We start from the raw sequence: 16177 nt of genomic DNA, 5'->3' as shown, positions 1-16177 counted from the left end.
ACGCCCAGCTTCGCAGGCCCGCCGTCGCGTAGTCTCACCGCCCGTGACGAGCATACGAACGGCACGGGACAGCCAGTGGGGGAAGACCTTCGTACGGCTGCGGACCATGGCCAGGGAGGGCCGGTACGAGGAGGCCGAGGCCGAGGCGCGGGCCCTCGCCGCGCTCCCGCGGCGCCCCTGGCGCAGGCGTCCGCCGCACTGGGAGGCGCGGGTACTGGCCACCGGAACGGCCGTCATGCACGGCCGGACGGCCGAGGCCCTGGACGAACTGGACACGCTGATCGCGGAACTGGAGCCGGTCGGCCTCAACTCGCAGATGCTGCGACTGATCGCCCGCGGCAACCGCGTGGTCGCCCTGTCCGGCCTGCGGCGGTACACGGAGGCGGAGACCGAGGCGAACGGCATCCTGCGCGAGCTGAACCGGATCGCCCACCGCGCCCCGGTGGCGGCGCTGGAGGTCAACACCCTCGGACACCTGGCCGTCGTGCTGTGCGGGCTGGCCCGCCACGAGGAGGCGGAGGCCGTGGCCCGCGGCAACCTGCCCCGGACGGACGGACCCGCCGCAGGCGTCCTGCACGCCACGCTGGCGCGCAGCCTGAACGGGCAGGGCCGCCACGAGGAGGCACTGACCGAGGTACGCCGGAGCCTGCCGCCGCCGCCCCGCTACGCCGCCGGATACCTGGACCTGGTCACCGCCGAGGCCCTGGACGGCCTGGGACGCCGCGCCGAGGCGGAGGACGCCGTACGACGATCGCTGGCCGACTGCGAGCGGCGGCTGCACCCGGCCCATCCGCGTACCGGCGAGGCCCGCGCTCTGCTCGCCCGGATCACCGGGGAGGAAGCGGCGGGGGAGTGAAACACCGAAGGGCCGGCACAAGGGGGGGAGTGTGCCGGCCCTTCGGTGAACCACCGTCCCGAGTGCCGAGGCGGCCGTCCTGACCGGAACGCCGCGCGCCCCGGGGGGTTTGGGGCGGGCGACCGTCCGATCGGTGAGGAAGCCGGAACCCGTGGGCTCCGGTTGTGTGCGCGAGGCACGACCAGGTCGAAGCTGGGGAGGCCTCGTCCTGATGATCCGCCCACAGTCCCCTGTGGGCGGGTGTATCTCTCATCTGCGTAGAACCTACGGCAGGGGGTGCGCTCAGGACAGGGTCATCGGCGTCCTGACATCCACCTCGCACACGTTCTTCACACGCTCTGCCGGTCGCCCCGCCAGGCGTGCGAAAGGCGGCTCAGATGCGCGTTCGACGCTCGTGCTCAGACGCGGGTGAAGGCCTGCTCGATGATGTCGAGGCCCTCGTTCAGCAGGTCCTCTCCGATGACCAGCGGGGGCAGGAAACGCAGCACGTTGCCGTAGGTGCCGCAGGTCAGGACCAGCAGGCCCTCCTGGTGGCAGGCCTTGGCGAGCGCGGCGGTCGCCTCCGGGTTCGGCTCCTTGGTCTCGCGGTCCTTGACCAGCTCGATCGCGATCATCGCGCCGCGGCCCCGGACGTCGCCGATGACGTCGAACTTCTCGGCCATGGCGGACAGGCGGGACTTCATGACCGCCTCGATCTCCTTCGCCCGGGCGTTGAGGTCCAGCTCCTTCATCGTCTCGATGGCGCCGAGCGCGCCCGCGCACGCCACCGGGTTGCCGCCGTAGGTGCCGCCCAGGCCGCCGGAGTGCGCGGCGTCCATGATCTCGGCGCGGCCGGTGACGGCGGACAGCGGCAGACCGCCCGCGATGCCCTTGGCCGTGGTGATCAGGTCCGGGACGATGCCCTCGTCCTCGCAGGCGAACCACTGACCGGTGCGGCAGAAGCCGGACTGGATCTCGTCCGCGACGAAGACGATGCCGTTGTCCTTGGCGAACCGGCTGATCGCGGGCAGGAAGCCCTTGGCCGGCTCGATGAAGCCGCCCTCGCCGAGCACCGGCTCGATGATGATCGCGGCCACGTTCTCGGCGCCGACCTGCTTGGTGATCTGGTCGATCGCCTGGGCGGCGGCCTCCGGACCGGCGTTCCGAGCACCGGTCGGCCAGCGGTAGCCGTAGGCGACCGGAACGCGGTACACCTCGGGCGCGAACGGACCGAAGCCGTGCTTGTACGGCATGTTCTTCGCGGTCAGCGCCATGGTCAGGTTGGTCCGGCCGTGGTACCCGTGGTCGAAGACCACCACGGCCTGCCGCTTGGTGTACGCACGCGCGATCTTGACCGCGTTCTCCACGGCCTCGGCGCCACTGTTGAACAGGGCCGACTTCTTGGCGTGGTCGCCCGGCGTCAGCTCGGCCAGCGCCTCGGCGACGGCGACGTAGCCCTCGTACGGCGTGACCATGAAACAGGTGTGGGTGAAGTCGGCGAGCTGCGCGGACGCCTTGCGTACGACGGCCTCGGCGGAGGCGCCGACGGAGGTCACCGCGATGCCGGAGCCGAAGTCGATCAGACGGTTGCCGTCGACGTCCTCGATCACACCGCCGCCGGCGCGCGCGACGAACACGGGCAGCGTGGAGCCCACCCCCTGCGCGACCACGGCCGTACGGCGGGCCTGCAGCTCCCGCGACTTCGGGCCGGGGATGGCGGTGACGACGCGGCGCTCCTGCGGAACTGCGGTCATGGGGGCTCCTGGGGTCTTGCGGACGAACGCTTGCCTTCTTTTCTCGCAGGCTAGGACCGGCACGGTGGGGTGGGCATGCTCCATGTGGGCGTTGTCCGCGCGGCCGGTTGTCCGACATGGACAGGTGCCGGGAACGGCGACATATGGACACGTCGGCGCGAGCCCGGCCGCGTAAGCGGTGAACTCCCCTTGGGAGGGCGTTAGATTGGCTCGCTGATGGTGGACGGAGCGGCTGGTCAGGGGGCAAGGGCGATGGACGGCGACGGGACCCGGGACGCGCGGGGCACGCATGCGAATCCGGTGCCGCGTCCGGCGGGTCCTCCCGAGGTGCCCGCGGCGCCCGCGGTGCCGCCACGGCCGACGCGGGCACCCGGGGTCTCGGACGGTTCGGCCTTCCTGACCTGGCTGCGCACCCCGCGCCCCGAGGCACTGCCCGGCGTGTGGCGGTTCGGGCACCGGCCGCGGCCCGACGAGGAGCCCGAGCGGGTGCCGGGCCGCCAGCTGCTGAGCGGCGCGGTGATCGCCTTCCTGGTCGGCTGGCTGATCTGGTCGCTGCTCTGGAACGGCTACCTGGGCGGCTGGTGGCTGCTGCCTCTCTACGCGATGATCCCGGACTCCTGGGCCGAGCCCCACAGCTTCGCCTCGGTCGTGGTCGTCTACGCCTACTACGTCCTGATCGCCGGCATCATCATGGTCGCCGTCGGCCGGCTCGGCCGCTGGGGTGAGATCTGGCGGCGCTACGGCCCGCCCGCCTGGCGCCGCGCCGCCCCCGGCGCGGGCCCCGCGCCCGCCCCCGAGGAGGACCCCGCCGCCTGGCCCGCACTCCGCGCCGCCGGTGCCCACGACGCCGCCGAACGGCTCGCCGCGGAGGCCCGCTCCGGGCTCATGCGGGACGTCGACCACGCCCGCATCACCCGCGCCTGGCAGGGCGTGCAGCGCGGACGGCACAGCCTCGCCACCTTCACCGGTGCGGTGCTCAGCCACGGCTCCGCCGCCTGCCCCCACCCCTCCGGCGCCCGCGACCTGCCCGCCCGGCAGGCCCGGCACGACCTCGTCACCGGCCAGGTGCGCATCGGCACGGCCGCCGACGACGCCCGCAACCCCTACGCCTACCGCGGCGCCGGTCTCGCCCTCGGGCCCGACCTGCTCGGCACCTCCCTGCTCGCCGTCGGACCCGCGGGCTCCGGCAAGACCGGCAGCCTGGTGCGTCCGCTCACCGAGTCGCTGTGCCTGCACGCGCTCGCCGGGCGCGCCGCGGTCGTCGTGGTCGGCGCGGCGGGCGCGGACCTCGGCCCGGCCGACGCCTACGACGTCGTCGTCCGGATCGGCAACCCGGACTCCGTGTACGACCTGGACCTGTACGGCGGCACCACCGACCCGGACGAGGCCGCCGTCGTCCTCGCGGAGGCCCTGGCCGGCGACCTCACCGAGCAGCACCAGGGCGGCGACACCCGGCGCTCCACCACCGTCCTCGCCCAGTTGCTCGGTCCCTTCCGCGCGGTCCACGGCCGCTTCCCCGGCGTGCCGGAACTGCGGCAGCTGCTGGAGGGCGCGCCCGGACCGCTGGCCGAACTGCGCGAGGGGCTGCGCGCGGCCGGGCAGGACTCCCTGCTGCGCGAGCTGGACGCGCGCGAACGCCAGCTGGAGCGGCCCGGCGACCTGGGCGGCGTCCTGGCCGACCGGGTGGCGCTGCTCGACCGGCCCGCCTTCGCCCCCTTCTTCGACACCTCGGGACAGTCCCGGCCCTTCTCCCTCAAGGCCCTCGACCATCCGGTGCGGGTCCGCATCGACCTGCCGCAGCGCGGTCACGCCGACGCCTCCCGGATGCTGGCCCGGCTGGTGCTCGCCCAGTTCACGGCGAGCGTCTCGACGCGGGAGGACCGGTCGCTGTTCGCCTGCCTGGTGCTGGACGACGCGAGCGGCGTGGTGACGCCGGAGGCGGTACGGGGCGTGCAGCGGCTGCGCTCGGCCGGTGCCGGCGTGGTCCTGACCCTGCGCACCCTGGACGACGTGCCGCGCCCGCTGCGCGGGCCGCTGCTCGGGGCCATCGGGTGCCGGATGGCGCTGTCCGGACTCACCCCCTGGGACGGGCAGGACTTCGCCGAGGTGTGGGGCAAGGAGTGGACCGAGGCCCGCGACGTCACCGACCGGCAGATCATCGCCGAGACCCCGGCGGGCAAGGCCGTGCACATGCTCCGCCGGGTGATCACCGGCAAGGCGCCCACCGCGCGCGCGGTGACCGTGCGGCAGGTCGAGCGGGAACGCTGGTCGGCCTCCGAGCTGGCGCACGCCGTGCCGGCCGGGCACGCGGTGCTGTCGCTGACCAGCGTCAAGGGGGAGCACGCGCCACCCCTGCTGGTGGATCTGCGCGGGTGAGCCGTACGGTCCCCGGGCGGGCACCCGGGACCGTACAGTGAGGCAGAATCGACACAGGTCGTTCATACGCGGCGGCCAAAAGATCACACGGACTCCACACCGACCCCGCAGCCAGCCTCACACCCCGACGCAGACCCGAAGGCCCAGGCCCCATGCCCCCCACGCTCGCCTCGCTCGTCCACCACTCGGCGCTGAAGCTGACCGTGCGCGCCGGCGAGGACCGCCTCGACGTACCGGTGCGCTGGGCCCACGTCAGCGAACTCGCCGACCCCGTGCCCTACATGGAGGGCGGCGAACTGCTGCTGATCACCGCCCTCAAGCTGGACGCCGAGGACCCCGAGGCGATGCACCGGTACGTGAAACGGCTGGCGGACGCCGGAGTGGTGGGCCTCGGGTTCGCCGTCGGGGTCAACTACGACCACGTCCCCGAGGCCCTGGTGGACGCGGCCCGGCGGGAAGGACTGCCGCTCCTGGAGGTGCCGCGCCGCACCCCCTTCCTCGCCATCAGCAAGGCCGTCTCCGCCGCGATCGCCGCCGACCAGTACCGCGCGGTCACGGCCGGCTTCGCCGCCCAGCGCGAGCTGACCCGGCGGACCCTGACCGACGGCCCGGAGGGCCTGCTGGCCGCGCTCGCCGCCCAGGTCGACGGCTGGGCGGCGCTGTACGACGCCTCCGGTGCCGTCGTCGCCGCCGCGCCGGAGTGGGCGGGGCGCAGGGCGGCGCGGCTCACGGCGGACGTGCAACGGCTGCGCGAGCGCCCCGCACCGGCCTCGTCGGTGGTCGGCGGAGCCGGGAACACCGAGCACCCCGAGAACGCCGACCGGGTCGAGCTGCACTCCCTGGGCACCTCCCGCAGGCCCCGCTCCGCGCTCGCCGTCGGCACGGCCGCCGCCCCGGGCACCGCCGAGCGGTACGCCGTCCACTCCGCCATCGCCCTGCTGACCCTCACCACGGAACGCTCCCGCTCCCTGCACGAGGCCGTGCTCCGCATCGACGCGGCCGTGCTGCGCATGCTCCTGGCCGGCGAACCCGACCACGCGCGCACGGTCGCCGGGGACCTGTACGGCGGCCTGCTGGACGCGCCGTTCCGGATCATCGTCGCCGAGTCGTCGGCGGCCAGGGCCAGGACCTCCACGGCCGCCGGTGACACGGGCGGTGACACCGGCGGCGACCCGCTCGGCACCCTCAGCGCGCTCGCCGAGGCAGCGGAATCCGCGGCGGCCCGTTCCGGCGAGGCGGTGCTGGTCGTCCCCGAGGGCGAACGCCTGGTGGTGCTGGCCACCGACGGCGGCGCGGCCGTCGCCGCCTGTGTCGAGCACGCGTCGGCGCTGGAGGCCGCCCGCCCGGTGTCCGAGTCCCGTGCGGGTGGCGACGAGGAGAGCCTGGTCGTCGGCCTCTCGGCCCCGTCCGGGCCCATCGCCGCGTCCGCCGCCTACAAGCAGGCCCAGCAGGCCCTGTCGGTGGCCCGCCGGCGTGGCCGCGTCTGCGTGGAGCACGAGCACGTGGCGGCCGGCTCGGTCCTGCCGCTCCTCGCCGACGACGCGGTGCGCGCCTTCGCCGACGGCCTCCTGCGGGCGCTGCGCGACCACGACGCCACCGGCCGGGGCGACCTCGTCGCCTCCGTGCGCGCCTGGCTCTCCCGCCACGGCCAGTGGGACGCGGCCGCCGCCGACCTCGGCGTCCACCGCCACACCCTGCGCTACCGGATGCGCCGGGTGGAGGAGATCCTCGGCCGCTCCCTGGACGACCCGGACGTCCGCATGGAGCTGTGGCTGGCCCTGAAGGCGACGGCACCCGAGTAACGCCCCCACCTGGCCACCACGTCGAACACCCGCCACCCACCACTACACCCCGGACAAACACCGTCCACTCCGCCCCGCCCTACCGTGGACCCCGCACCCGTACACACCACCACCCCCAACGCGGAAGGGCCGGGACTCGACAATGACTTCCACCCACGCCTTCTGGCTCGCCGGCCGCCAGGCCACCGGCGAGTCCGACTTCGACGTCACCTCCCCCTGGGACGGCACCACCGTAGGCACGGTGAGCCTCCCCACCGACGCCCAGGTCGAAGAGGCCGTGGCCGCCGCGTACGCCGTACGGGACGAGTTCGCCGCGACCCCCGCCCACCTCCGCGCCGCCGCCCTCGACCACGTCAGCCGCCGCCTCGCGGAGCGCACCGAGGAGATCGCCCGCCTGATCTCCGCCGAGAACGGCAAGCCGGTCAAGTGGGCCCGCGGCGAGGTCGGCCGCGCCGTCTCCGTGTTCCGCTTCGCCGCCGAGGAGGCCCGCCGCTTCAACGGAGGCGAGGCCCAGCGCCTGGACACCGACGCCGGCGGCCAGGGCCGCCTCGCCCTCACCCGCCGCTTCCCCAAGGGCGTCGTCCTCGGCATCGCGCCCTTCAACTTCCCCCTCAACCTGTGCGCCCACAAGATCGCCCCCGCGATCGCCGCCGGCGCGCCCATCATCCTCAAGCCGGCCCCCGCCACCCCCCTGTCCGGCCTGATCCTCGGCGAGCTGCTCGCCGAGACCGAGCTGCCCGCCGGCTCCTGGAGCATCCTCCCGGTCCCGAACGACAGGATGCCCGCCCTCGTCCAGGACGAGCGCCTCCCGGTCATCTCCTTCACCGGCTCCGAGACCGTCGGTTACGCGATCATGGACTCGGTGCCCCGCAAGCACTGCACGCTGGAACTGGGCGGCAACGGCGCGGCCGTCGTCCTCGCCGACTGGGCGAGCGACGAGGACCTGGACCGGGCCGCGGCGCGCATCGCCACCTTCTCCAACTACCAGGGCGGCCAGTCCTGCATCTCGGTGCAGCGCGTGATCGCCGACGCGGCCGTCTACGACCGCCTGCTGCCCCGCATCGTCGCCGCCGTCGAGGCCCAGGTCACCGGCGACCCGAACGACGACGCGACGGACGTCGGCCCGCTGGTCAGCGAGGCCGCCGCCGAGCGGGTGGAGTCCTGGGTCGACGAGGCCGTCGCCGCGGGCGCGAAGCTCCTCACCGGCGGCAAGCGCGACGGCGCCTCCTACGCCCCGACCGTCCTCACCGACCTGCCCGCCGACACCACCCTCGCCCGCGAGGAGGTCTTCGGCCCCGTCCTCAGCGTGCAGAAGGTGACCGGCGAGGCCGAGGCGTTCGCCGCCGTCAACGACTCCAAGTACGGCCTCCAGGCAGGCGTGTTCACCCACGACCTCCAGGCCGCCTTCCGCGCCCACCGCACCCTGGAGGTCGGCGGCGTGGTCATCGGCGACGTCCCCTCCTACCGCGCCGACCAGATGCCGTACGGCGGCGCCAAGCAGTCCGGCGTCGGCCGCGAGGGCGTGAAGTTCGCGATGGACGACTACACCTACGAGCGGGTTCTGGTCCTCACCGGACTCGCGCTCTGACGCCCGGCCTCACCCGGCGTCGAGCTGGTGGTCCGCCCAGACGTACGTCTCGGGCAGCAGGTCGGTGACGGGGACCGCACGGACGCGGTCACCGTCCCCGACGATCACCGTGAGCCCGGGGAAGTAGTCGAGCAGGACCTGACGGCACCGGCCGCACGGCGGGACGACACCGCGCCCGCGGTCGCCGACGGCGACGATCGTCTCCAGCTCGTACACGCCCTGGGCGGCCGCCGCGCCGACGACGACCAGCTCGGCGCAGGGGCCGCCGGTGAAGTGGTAGGCGTTGACCGCCGTGACGATCCGTCCGTCCCGGGCGCGGGCCGCGGCGGCCATGGTGTGGTTGTCGCCCCGGCAACGGGTGCGGGCCACCTGCGCCGCGGCCTCGACGAGTTCGTGGTTCACGGGCTTCGTCTGTGAGGTCATGGTCTCCGCCTTGTCAGGTGTGGTGTCGGGTGTCGGCCGGTCCCACTGTGCGGCAGCCCGCCGTCCGGCCCGACAGCAGGTCCCGCAGCGTCGCGTACGAGCGGTCCCAGGACCATGCCGTACGCACCCAGTCGCGGCCCGCGCCGCCCATGGCGCGGGCGAGCCGGGGGTCGCGCAGGAGCCTGATCAGCCGGTCCGCCGTCGCCGCGACCGAGCGGCCGTCGACGACATGCCCCGTCTCGCCCTCGCGCACCGCGTCCGGCGCGCCGCCCGAGTCGCCCGCGACGACCGGCAGTCCGGACGCGGCGGCCTCCAGGTACACGATGCCGAGGCCCTCCAGCTCCAGACCGCCCCTGCGGGTGCGGCAGGGCATCGCGAAGGCGTCGGCGGCGGCGTAGAAGGCCGGGAGCGCGTGGTGGGGATGGCCGCCGGCGAAGTGGACCGAGTCCATGACGCCCTCGCGCAGGGCCAGTTGCCGCAGCCCGGCCGCGTGAGGGCCGTCGCCGACCAGGAGCAGCACGGCGTCCGGGACCGCCCTGCGCACCCAGGGCAGCGCCCTGATCAGGGTGTCCTGGCCCTTGCGCGGGACCAGCCGGGCCGCGCACAGGATCACGGGGCGGTGGCCCAGGCCGTACCTCGTCCTGACCCGGGTGCCGTCGGCAGCGGGGTGGAAGGCCCCGGTGTCCACGCCGGGGACCAGCCGGGCGGTCCGGGTGCCGGGGGCGAGGGCCGCCTCGATCGGGCCCCGGGTGCGCTCGCCCAGCCAGGTCAGCGCGTCCACCTGGGAGCCGATGCGGCGCAACAGGGTGCGGGCCCCCGGGGTGCGGGCCCACCCGACCTCGTGGCCGTGGGTGGTGGCGACGGCGGTGCGGATCCCCGCCGTGCGTCGCAGCCGCCCCGCCATCAGCGCGAGGGGGGCCGCCGCGCCGAACCACACCCGGTCGCAACCGTACCGGCGGGCCACCGCCGCGGCGTGCGCGGTCGCAGCGGGAGTCGGCAGGAGGGTGCGGACCGGGTGGCGGACCACCGGGTACGGGAAGGACTCGCCGGACATCGTCGCGGCCGTGGGCGCGGAGGTGAGGACGACCACCTCGTCGGGCGGGAAGCGGTCGGCCAGTTCACGGACGAAGGTCTCGATGCCGCCCTGCCGGGGCGGGAAGTCGTTGGTGACGATCAGCGTGCGGGCGCGGGAGTCGCTCATCGCGCGGGGGTCCTCGCCACGGGACGGCCGGCGACCTCCGGGTCGCGGCGCGCCGCCTCGTGCGCCGGCGCGGCCAGGACCAACGGGTAGACCAGGTAGCCGAAGCGCGTCGCCGGCATCAGGGCCGTCGCGAGACCCAGGCCGAGCGCGAGCCGGCCGGCCGCCGCCCGCACGGTCTCCGGAGGGCGTACCGCGAGCGAGGCACCGGTCAGCAGCGCCCCGGCCGTCAGGAGCGCGAGCGCGATCACCGTGCCGCCGGGGACGTGCGCCGCGAGCAGGTGGCCGGGCAGCGGACTGCCGGCGGGCGAGTCGGCGGCGGTGAGCCCGAAGGGGAACGCGACGACGTTCCGGAAGAAGCCGGCGGGGTCGGTGAGGGCGAAGGGCAGGACCACCGCCGCCCCGGTGCCCAGGCCCACGCCCGCGCACCGCAGCGCGGGTCGGCCGCCCTGCCGTACGGCGACCAGGGCCAGCGCCACCGGCAGCGCGGGCCAGGCGGTCCACTTGAGGGCGGCGGCGGCTCCGAGAGCCAGACCGGCGCCACCGGGACGGCCCCGCCCGGCCAGCGCGAGGCCGAGGCACATCAGACCGGCCACCGGCAGGTCGACGCCGCCCACCGCGAGGGGCAGCGCGACCAGGGGGCACGCGAGCAGCAGCCCGGGGCGGCGCGACCCGGCGGCGCCGAGGGACGCGACGAACACGCCGCCCAGCCACCAGCGGGGGTCCCCCGGCAGCAGGCCGAAGAGCGCCATCCCCGGCAGATAGGGATTGAAGTCGCCCACGGCCGAGGGAGCCGTGACGTACGGACTCCCGGTGGCGGCCAGCAGCCGCCCCGACCGCTCGATCACGGCGACCTCGGACTGCCCGAGCCCCGTCACCACCAGGCCGACGAGCGGCGCCACGACGGCCCCCGCCACGGCGACCGCCCGGGCGGCCGGGCGCGGCACGGCCCCCGACGCCAGGAACGCCGCGAGGGCGTACCCCGCCGCGGCCGACCACCCCCACACCCGGTGCGTCACCAGGTCCGACACCTGCGCGAACCCCGCCGCCGCCACCGCGCATCCGGCCCACGCATACCGTTCGAGGGGCCGCCCGGCGTCTCTCGCGACCCGGTCCCCAAAGGTCTTCCTCATGTCCGTCGACGCTAGGAATCCGCAGGTCGAAGAGCGTCAACCGAGGCTCCGCACCCGGGAGTCAACCCGTGGTACGACCTCGGCCCGCGGACTCCACCCGGGCGGTGACGCGCGCTCCCGCCCCGCCCGGAATCATGGAGGGATGAGGACGTCACCCCCACAGCGGCTGCGCGACTGGATCGCCGCGCCCGCCTACCCCTGGATCACCGGTGGTGCCGTGACGGCCGGCGCGGTCGTGGAGCTGATCGTCATTCCCGGCGGCGTGACGACCACGGTCGGAGTGCTGGTGTCCGCCGTCTCACTGATGTGGCGGCGCTCCTTCCCGCCCGTCGCGGTGCTCACGGTCGCGGCGGGGCTGATCGGCTTCGCCGGGGACGTCAACCTGTACCTGTCCATCATGGTGAGCGGGCTGACCGGCTGCTACTCGCTGGGCCGCAACCGGGTGCTGCACCCCGCCCTCACCGTCACGGGCGGCGCGCTCGGCGCGCTGTGCGTGAACCTGGTGCACATCAACACCTGGTCGCGGATGGACCTGCCGGTGCCCGCGCTGTGGGAGCGGGGCTCGCTCAGCCTGTTCGCCGAGTCCTTCCTGGTGACCGTGGTCGTCTTCGGGGCGGTGATGATGGGGGACGCGGTCCGCTCCCGCGAGGAGACCCGCACCGAACGGGGCCTGGCACAGGCCCAGTTGATCGCGATGGAGCGACAGCAGGCCGCCGAGGCGGAACGCGCCGCGATCGCCCGTGAACTGCACGACATCGTCTCGCACTCGGTGTCGATGATCGCCGTCCAGGCCGAGAGCGCCACGTACACCACGCCCGGGATCACCGCCGAAGCCCGCGACGGCTTCCAGCAGATCGCCGCCACCGCCCGCTCCTCGATGGCCGAACTGCGCCGCCTCCTCGGCGTCCTGCGCACACCCCAGGGCGAGAGCGTCCTCACCGCCCCGCAGCCGACCCTCGACCACCTGGCCGAACTGGTCGACCAGCACCGGGCGGTGGGCGGTACGGCCGAGCTGCGGATCACCGGGGAGCGGGTGGCGCTGCCCGCCGCGTGGGAGCTGTCCGCCTACCGGATCGCACAGGAGGCGCTGACCAACGCCCGCAAGCACGCCCCCGGCGCCCGTACCGTGGTCGAGGTGGACTACGGCGCCGACCGGCTGCTCACCCTCCGCGTCCACGACGACGGCCCCGGCGCCGACTCCCGCCCCGGTACGGGCCCGGGGCACGGCCTGACCGGGATGCGGGAGCGGGCCGCGCTGGTCGGGGGCCGGCTCAGCGCGGGGGCCGGTCCGGACGGCGGGTTCCTGGTGGAGGCGGAGCTTCCGTGGGGGAGCGGATGAGTCCCGCGGAACGAGCGAAGGGGACGCGCGTGATCAGGACGCTGGTCGCCGACGACCAGGCGGTGGTCCGCACCGGGTTCGTGAACCTCCTGAACACCCAGGAGGACATCGAGGTCGTCGCCGAGGCGGAGGACGGTGCGCAGGCGGTGCTGTCGGCCGGTGAGACCCGGCCCGACCTCGCGCTCCTGGACATCCGGATGCCGCACAAGAACGGCATCGAGGCGGCCCGGGAGATCCTGGCCGCCTCCGGCGGCGCCACGAAGGTCCTGATGCTGACGACCTTCGGCCTCGACGAGTACGTGTACGACGCGCTCGCGGCCGGGGCGGGCGGCTTCCTGCTCAAGGACGCCACCTTCCCCGAACTGCTGCACGCGGTACGGGTGGTGGCCGGCGGCAACGCCCTGCTGTCGCCCGAGATCACCAAGCGGCTGATCGCCGAGTTCGTGCACGCGCGCGGCTCGCGGCTGCCCGTCCCCGCCGCGGGTGACCTGACGGCCCGGGAGACCGAAGTGCTGACCCTGATAGCGCGGGGACTGTCCAACGCGGAGATCGCGGGGCGCCTGACCATCACCGACCACACCGTGAAGACCCACATCAACCGGCTGTTCGCCAAGCTGGAGCTGCGCGACCGGGCCCAGGCGGTGATCGTCGCCTACGAACTGGGCCTGGTCCGCGCGGGCGGCGAGTCGGGTGGGGCCCGGCACCGGTAGACACCGGCGCCGGGCCCCGCCCTCCTGCCTCCTCCGGACCCTCAGCCGGAGAAGCCGACGTGCGCGAGCCGCAGTGCGCCGCGCAGGGTGACGCGGAGGTCGTGGACGCCCTCCGCGGTGAAGGCGCTCGCCAGGTCCACGTAGTCGTACGGCCCCGCGGTCGGCGCGTCCGGCGACAGGACCGCCACCGCCGGGCCGCCGTCCAGGGCTACCTCGACCGAGCCCGCCCCTGCGACGGACACGGCCACCCCGGTCACGCCGGCTCCGAAGTCGCAGGCGCGGTAGAGCAGTTCGCCCGTCCGTCCGGTGACCGCCGTCACCGCGTCGCCCACCGTCTTCGTACGGTCGACGATCTCCGTGCCGCTCTGCTCGTCGAAGTCCGCCGCGTCCAGGCCGCGTGCCCCGACCGGGCGCGGTGCGCCGGGCTCGCCGGCGAGGGTGACGGTCGTCGACAGGCGCACGTCCTCGCTGGAGGCACCCACCAGCAGGGCGTACGGGCCCGGCTCCAGCCGCCACCGGCCGTGCGCGACGTCCCAGAACGCGAAGGCGGACAGCGGGACCTCGAAGGAGACCCGGCCCGACGCCCCCGGGGCGAGGGTGAGCCGGCGGTGGGCCAGCAGTTCGCGGCGCGGACGCGGGACCGAGGGCTCCTGGGCGCGGACATAGAGCTGGGCCACCTCGTCGGCGGTCCTCTCCCCGGTGTTGGTGACCGTGAAGGACACGGACACCGACCCGGCTCCGTCGCGCACCCGTGCCGTCAAGTCCCCGTACCCGAAGGACGCGTAGGACAGGCCGTGGCCGAACGGGAACAGCGGCGTCCCCTCGAAGTACAGGTAGGTCTGACGGCCGCCGATCACGTCGTAGTCGAGCAGGCCGGGCAGGTCGGCGTCGTCGGCGTACCAGGTCTGCGGGAGCCGGCCCGCCGGGGACACGTCACCGGCGAGGACCCGGGCGAGCGCGGTACCGGCCGCCTGGCCGCCGTGCGCGGTCCACAGCACCGCCGGAAGCGTCGCCACGTCGACCGCGTACGGGTAGGCGGACACCAGCGCCAGCACGGTCGCCGGGTTGGCGGCGCGGGCCGCGCGCAGCAGCCTCTCCTGGTGCGCGGGCAGCCGCAGCGTCGTACGGTCCTCGGTCTCGCGGCCGTTGATGTGCGGGTCGTTGCCCGCGACCACGACGACCACGTCCGCCCCCGCCGCCGCCCGCGTCACCGCGTCCTCACCGCGCTCGGCGACGACCAGGTCGAAGACCCCGGCGTCCGCGTCGTCCTCGGCAACCTTCACGCCGTCGGCGGCGACCTGGACGGGACGACCCGTTCCCGTGTGCCGCAGGAGGTGACCGCCCGCATGGGGTTCCAGCCCGAAGGTCTCCTGCACGACCCAGCCGCCGGGCTGGTCGGCGGAGGCGCGCACGAAGCCGTCCCCGGCGACGGACAGGTACCGGCCGTCCGGCGCGCGCAGGGTGAGCACGCCCTCCCCCCAGTCGACGACCGCCAGTTCGGTGCCGACGGCGTCGGTGGTCAGGGGCGGCAGGTCGGTGCGGCCGGCGAGCAGGGCGGGGTCGAGGGCGCCCTCCGTGCCGAGCGCCTCGGCGGGGGAGTCGTCCGACGGGAGGACGTGCAGGAAGGTGCCGTCGGCGGTGCGCAGCCGGACGCGGTCCACGCCCTCCGCGAAGCTCACGCGGTCGGCGCCGAACCGCTCGTACAGGCCCTCCAGCGGGGTCGAGCGGTGGATGAGCGTGCCGCTGTACCAGTCGAGCTTGCACTCGTCGGCGAGCAGTCCGACGACGGCGACGCGGGTGTCGGGGGCCAGCGGCAGGACGCCGTCGTTCTTGAGCAGGACCACCGCCTGCTCGGCCGCCTCCCGCGCGAGCGCCCGGTGCTCCGGGGTGTCGAAGTCGTCGACACCCGCGTAGGGGTCGTGCTCCGGGTCGAACTCGCCGAGCCGGAAGCGGACCGACAGCTGACGGCGTACGGCCGCGTCCACGTCCGCCTCGGTCAACAGGCCCTGCTCCAGGGCGCCCCTCAGGCGCGCGACGATCCGCGAGGAGTCCGTGCCGTGGTCGGTGAAGCTGTCCACCCCGGCCCGCAGCGCGGCGGCGGTCGCCTCCTCGTGGGTGTCGAAGTAGTGCTCCGAGTCGACCAGGTTGGAGGGCGCGCCCGCGTCCGAGCAGACCAGCAGGTCGTCCTCCGTCCAGGTGCGCAGGTGCCGGGCGAGGTACGGGGAGAGGTGGTTGGGGCGGCCGTTGACCAGGTTGTAGGCCGGCATCACGCCGGCCACCGCGCCCGCCTCGACCGTCTCGCGGAAGGCCCGCAGGTCGTACTCGTTGAGGACGCGCGGGCGTACGGAGGACGAGGAGGTGTCCCGGTCGGTCTCGTTGTTGTGGGCGAGCCAGTGCTTGAGGACGGGCGCGGTGCGCCAGTACGTCGGGTGGTCGCCGCGCAGCCCCCGGGTGTAGGCGGTGGCGATGGCCGAGGTGAGCCTCGGGTCCTCGGAGTAGCCCTCCTCGTTGCGGCCCCACAGCGGGTGGCGCAGCAGATTCACGGTCGGGGACCAGACGTTGAGGCCCACGCGTTCGTCGCGGGCGCGCATCGCCCGGGCCTCCTTGGAGACCGCCTCGCCGACCCGCCGCACCAGCTCCTCGTTCCAGGTGGCGCCGAGCCCCACGGCCTGCGGGAACACGGTCGCCGGGCCCATCCAGGCCACGCCGTGCAGTGCCTCCTGGCCGGTGCGGAAGGCGGCGATGCCGAGCCGTTCGACCGCGGGCGCGAACTGGTGCAGGAAGGCGGTCTTCTCGTCGAGGGTGAGCCGCGACATCAGGTCGTCGACGCGCTTCGCGAACGGCAGTTGCGGATCACGGAACGGCGGCGTGGGTGCGGTCACGTGGAGGTCCCCTTGCGATGGTGCGGGTAGGACGTCGAAGCGCTTCGATGCTCTGTGCAGCCCCGGGTGGGTGTCAAGACACTGCACCGGATCGCGGCCGCGCCCGCGCCGCATTGCAACGTGGAAAGGTGAAGTTC

Annotated in this window: 11 protein-coding genes; 6 read left to right on the top strand and 5 right to left on the bottom strand. The window is 74.6% G+C overall.

The window, feature by feature from the left end:
- Positions 1-43: 43 nt before the first annotated feature.
- Entirely contained in the window at positions 44-856 is an 813-nt protein-coding gene (locus ACZ56V_RS34560) for a tetratricopeptide repeat protein (RefSeq protein ID WP_468947550.1), read from the top strand.
- Between the two features lie 398 nt (positions 857-1254).
- Here ACZ56V_RS34560 and gabT read toward each other — a convergent pair whose 3' ends face one another.
- Complete coding sequence (gene gabT, locus ACZ56V_RS34555) at positions 1255-2589, bottom strand: 4-aminobutyrate--2-oxoglutarate transaminase (RefSeq protein WP_398914903.1); 1335 nt, start codon at positions 2587-2589, stop codon at positions 1255-1257.
- 252 nt (positions 2590-2841) lie between these two features.
- Here gabT and ACZ56V_RS34550 point away from each other — a divergent pair, with 252 nt between their 5' ends.
- From ACZ56V_RS34550 to ACZ56V_RS34540, 3 genes are all read left to right on the top strand, one after another.
- A complete protein-coding gene (locus ACZ56V_RS34550) occupies positions 2842-4965 on the top strand; it encodes an ATP-binding protein (RefSeq protein WP_398914905.1) in 2124 nt (707 codons plus the stop codon).
- A 152-nt stretch (positions 4966-5117) separates the two neighbouring features.
- Positions 5118-6767 (top strand): PucR family transcriptional regulator, encoded by a 1650-nt coding sequence (locus tag ACZ56V_RS34545; RefSeq protein WP_398914907.1) that lies wholly within the window; start codon positions 5118-5120, stop codon positions 6765-6767.
- A 142-nt stretch (positions 6768-6909) separates the two neighbouring features.
- Positions 6910-8355, top strand: coding sequence for an aldehyde dehydrogenase family protein (locus ACZ56V_RS34540; RefSeq protein ID WP_468947547.1), 1446 nt, complete (start codon positions 6910-6912; stop codon positions 8353-8355).
- Positions 8356-8364: 9 nt separating this feature from the next.
- Here ACZ56V_RS34540 and ACZ56V_RS34535 read toward each other — a convergent pair whose 3' ends face one another.
- Genes ACZ56V_RS34535 through ACZ56V_RS34525 form a run of 3 tightly spaced genes read right to left on the bottom strand, consistent with a single transcriptional unit; the run spans position 8365 to position 11109 of the window.
- Positions 8365-8778: a cytidine deaminase family protein gene (locus tag ACZ56V_RS34535; protein ID WP_468947545.1), complete on the bottom strand. Its 414-nt coding sequence runs from the start codon at positions 8776-8778 to the stop codon at positions 8365-8367.
- A gap of 13 nt (positions 8779-8791) precedes the next feature.
- Complete coding sequence (locus tag ACZ56V_RS34530; RefSeq protein ID WP_398914913.1) at positions 8792-9979, bottom strand: glycosyltransferase family 4 protein; 1188 nt, start codon at positions 9977-9979, stop codon at positions 8792-8794.
- Entirely contained in the window at positions 9976-11109 is a 1134-nt protein-coding gene (locus tag ACZ56V_RS34525) for a glycosyltransferase 87 family protein (RefSeq protein WP_468947543.1), read from the bottom strand. Before ACZ56V_RS34525 ends, ACZ56V_RS34530 begins: the two co-directional genes overlap by 4 nt.
- Before the next feature lie 142 nt (positions 11110-11251).
- Here ACZ56V_RS34525 and ACZ56V_RS34520 point away from each other — a divergent pair, with 142 nt between their 5' ends.
- The gene (locus ACZ56V_RS34520) at positions 11252-12448 is read left to right on the top strand and encodes a sensor histidine kinase (RefSeq protein ID WP_468947541.1); all 1197 of its coding nucleotides are present in this window, start codon (positions 11252-11254) and stop codon (positions 12446-12448) included.
- Positions 12445-13158: a response regulator gene (locus ACZ56V_RS34515; RefSeq protein ID WP_468947540.1), complete on the top strand. Its 714-nt coding sequence runs from the start codon at positions 12445-12447 to the stop codon at positions 13156-13158. Before ACZ56V_RS34520 ends, ACZ56V_RS34515 begins: the two co-directional genes overlap by 4 nt.
- A gap of 41 nt (positions 13159-13199) precedes the next feature.
- On the opposite strand, the gene ACZ56V_RS34510 is transcribed toward ACZ56V_RS34515, so the two are convergent.
- Complete coding sequence (locus ACZ56V_RS34510) at positions 13200-16040, bottom strand: glycoside hydrolase family 3 C-terminal domain-containing protein (RefSeq protein WP_468947538.1); 2841 nt, start codon at positions 16038-16040, stop codon at positions 13200-13202.
- Positions 16041-16177 lie beyond the last annotated feature (137 nt).

The organism is Streptomyces sp. NPDC034099, assembly GCF_055575415.1.
Note: the sequence above shows the minus strand (reverse complement) of the source record. Positions and strands in the feature narration are given on the sequence as shown.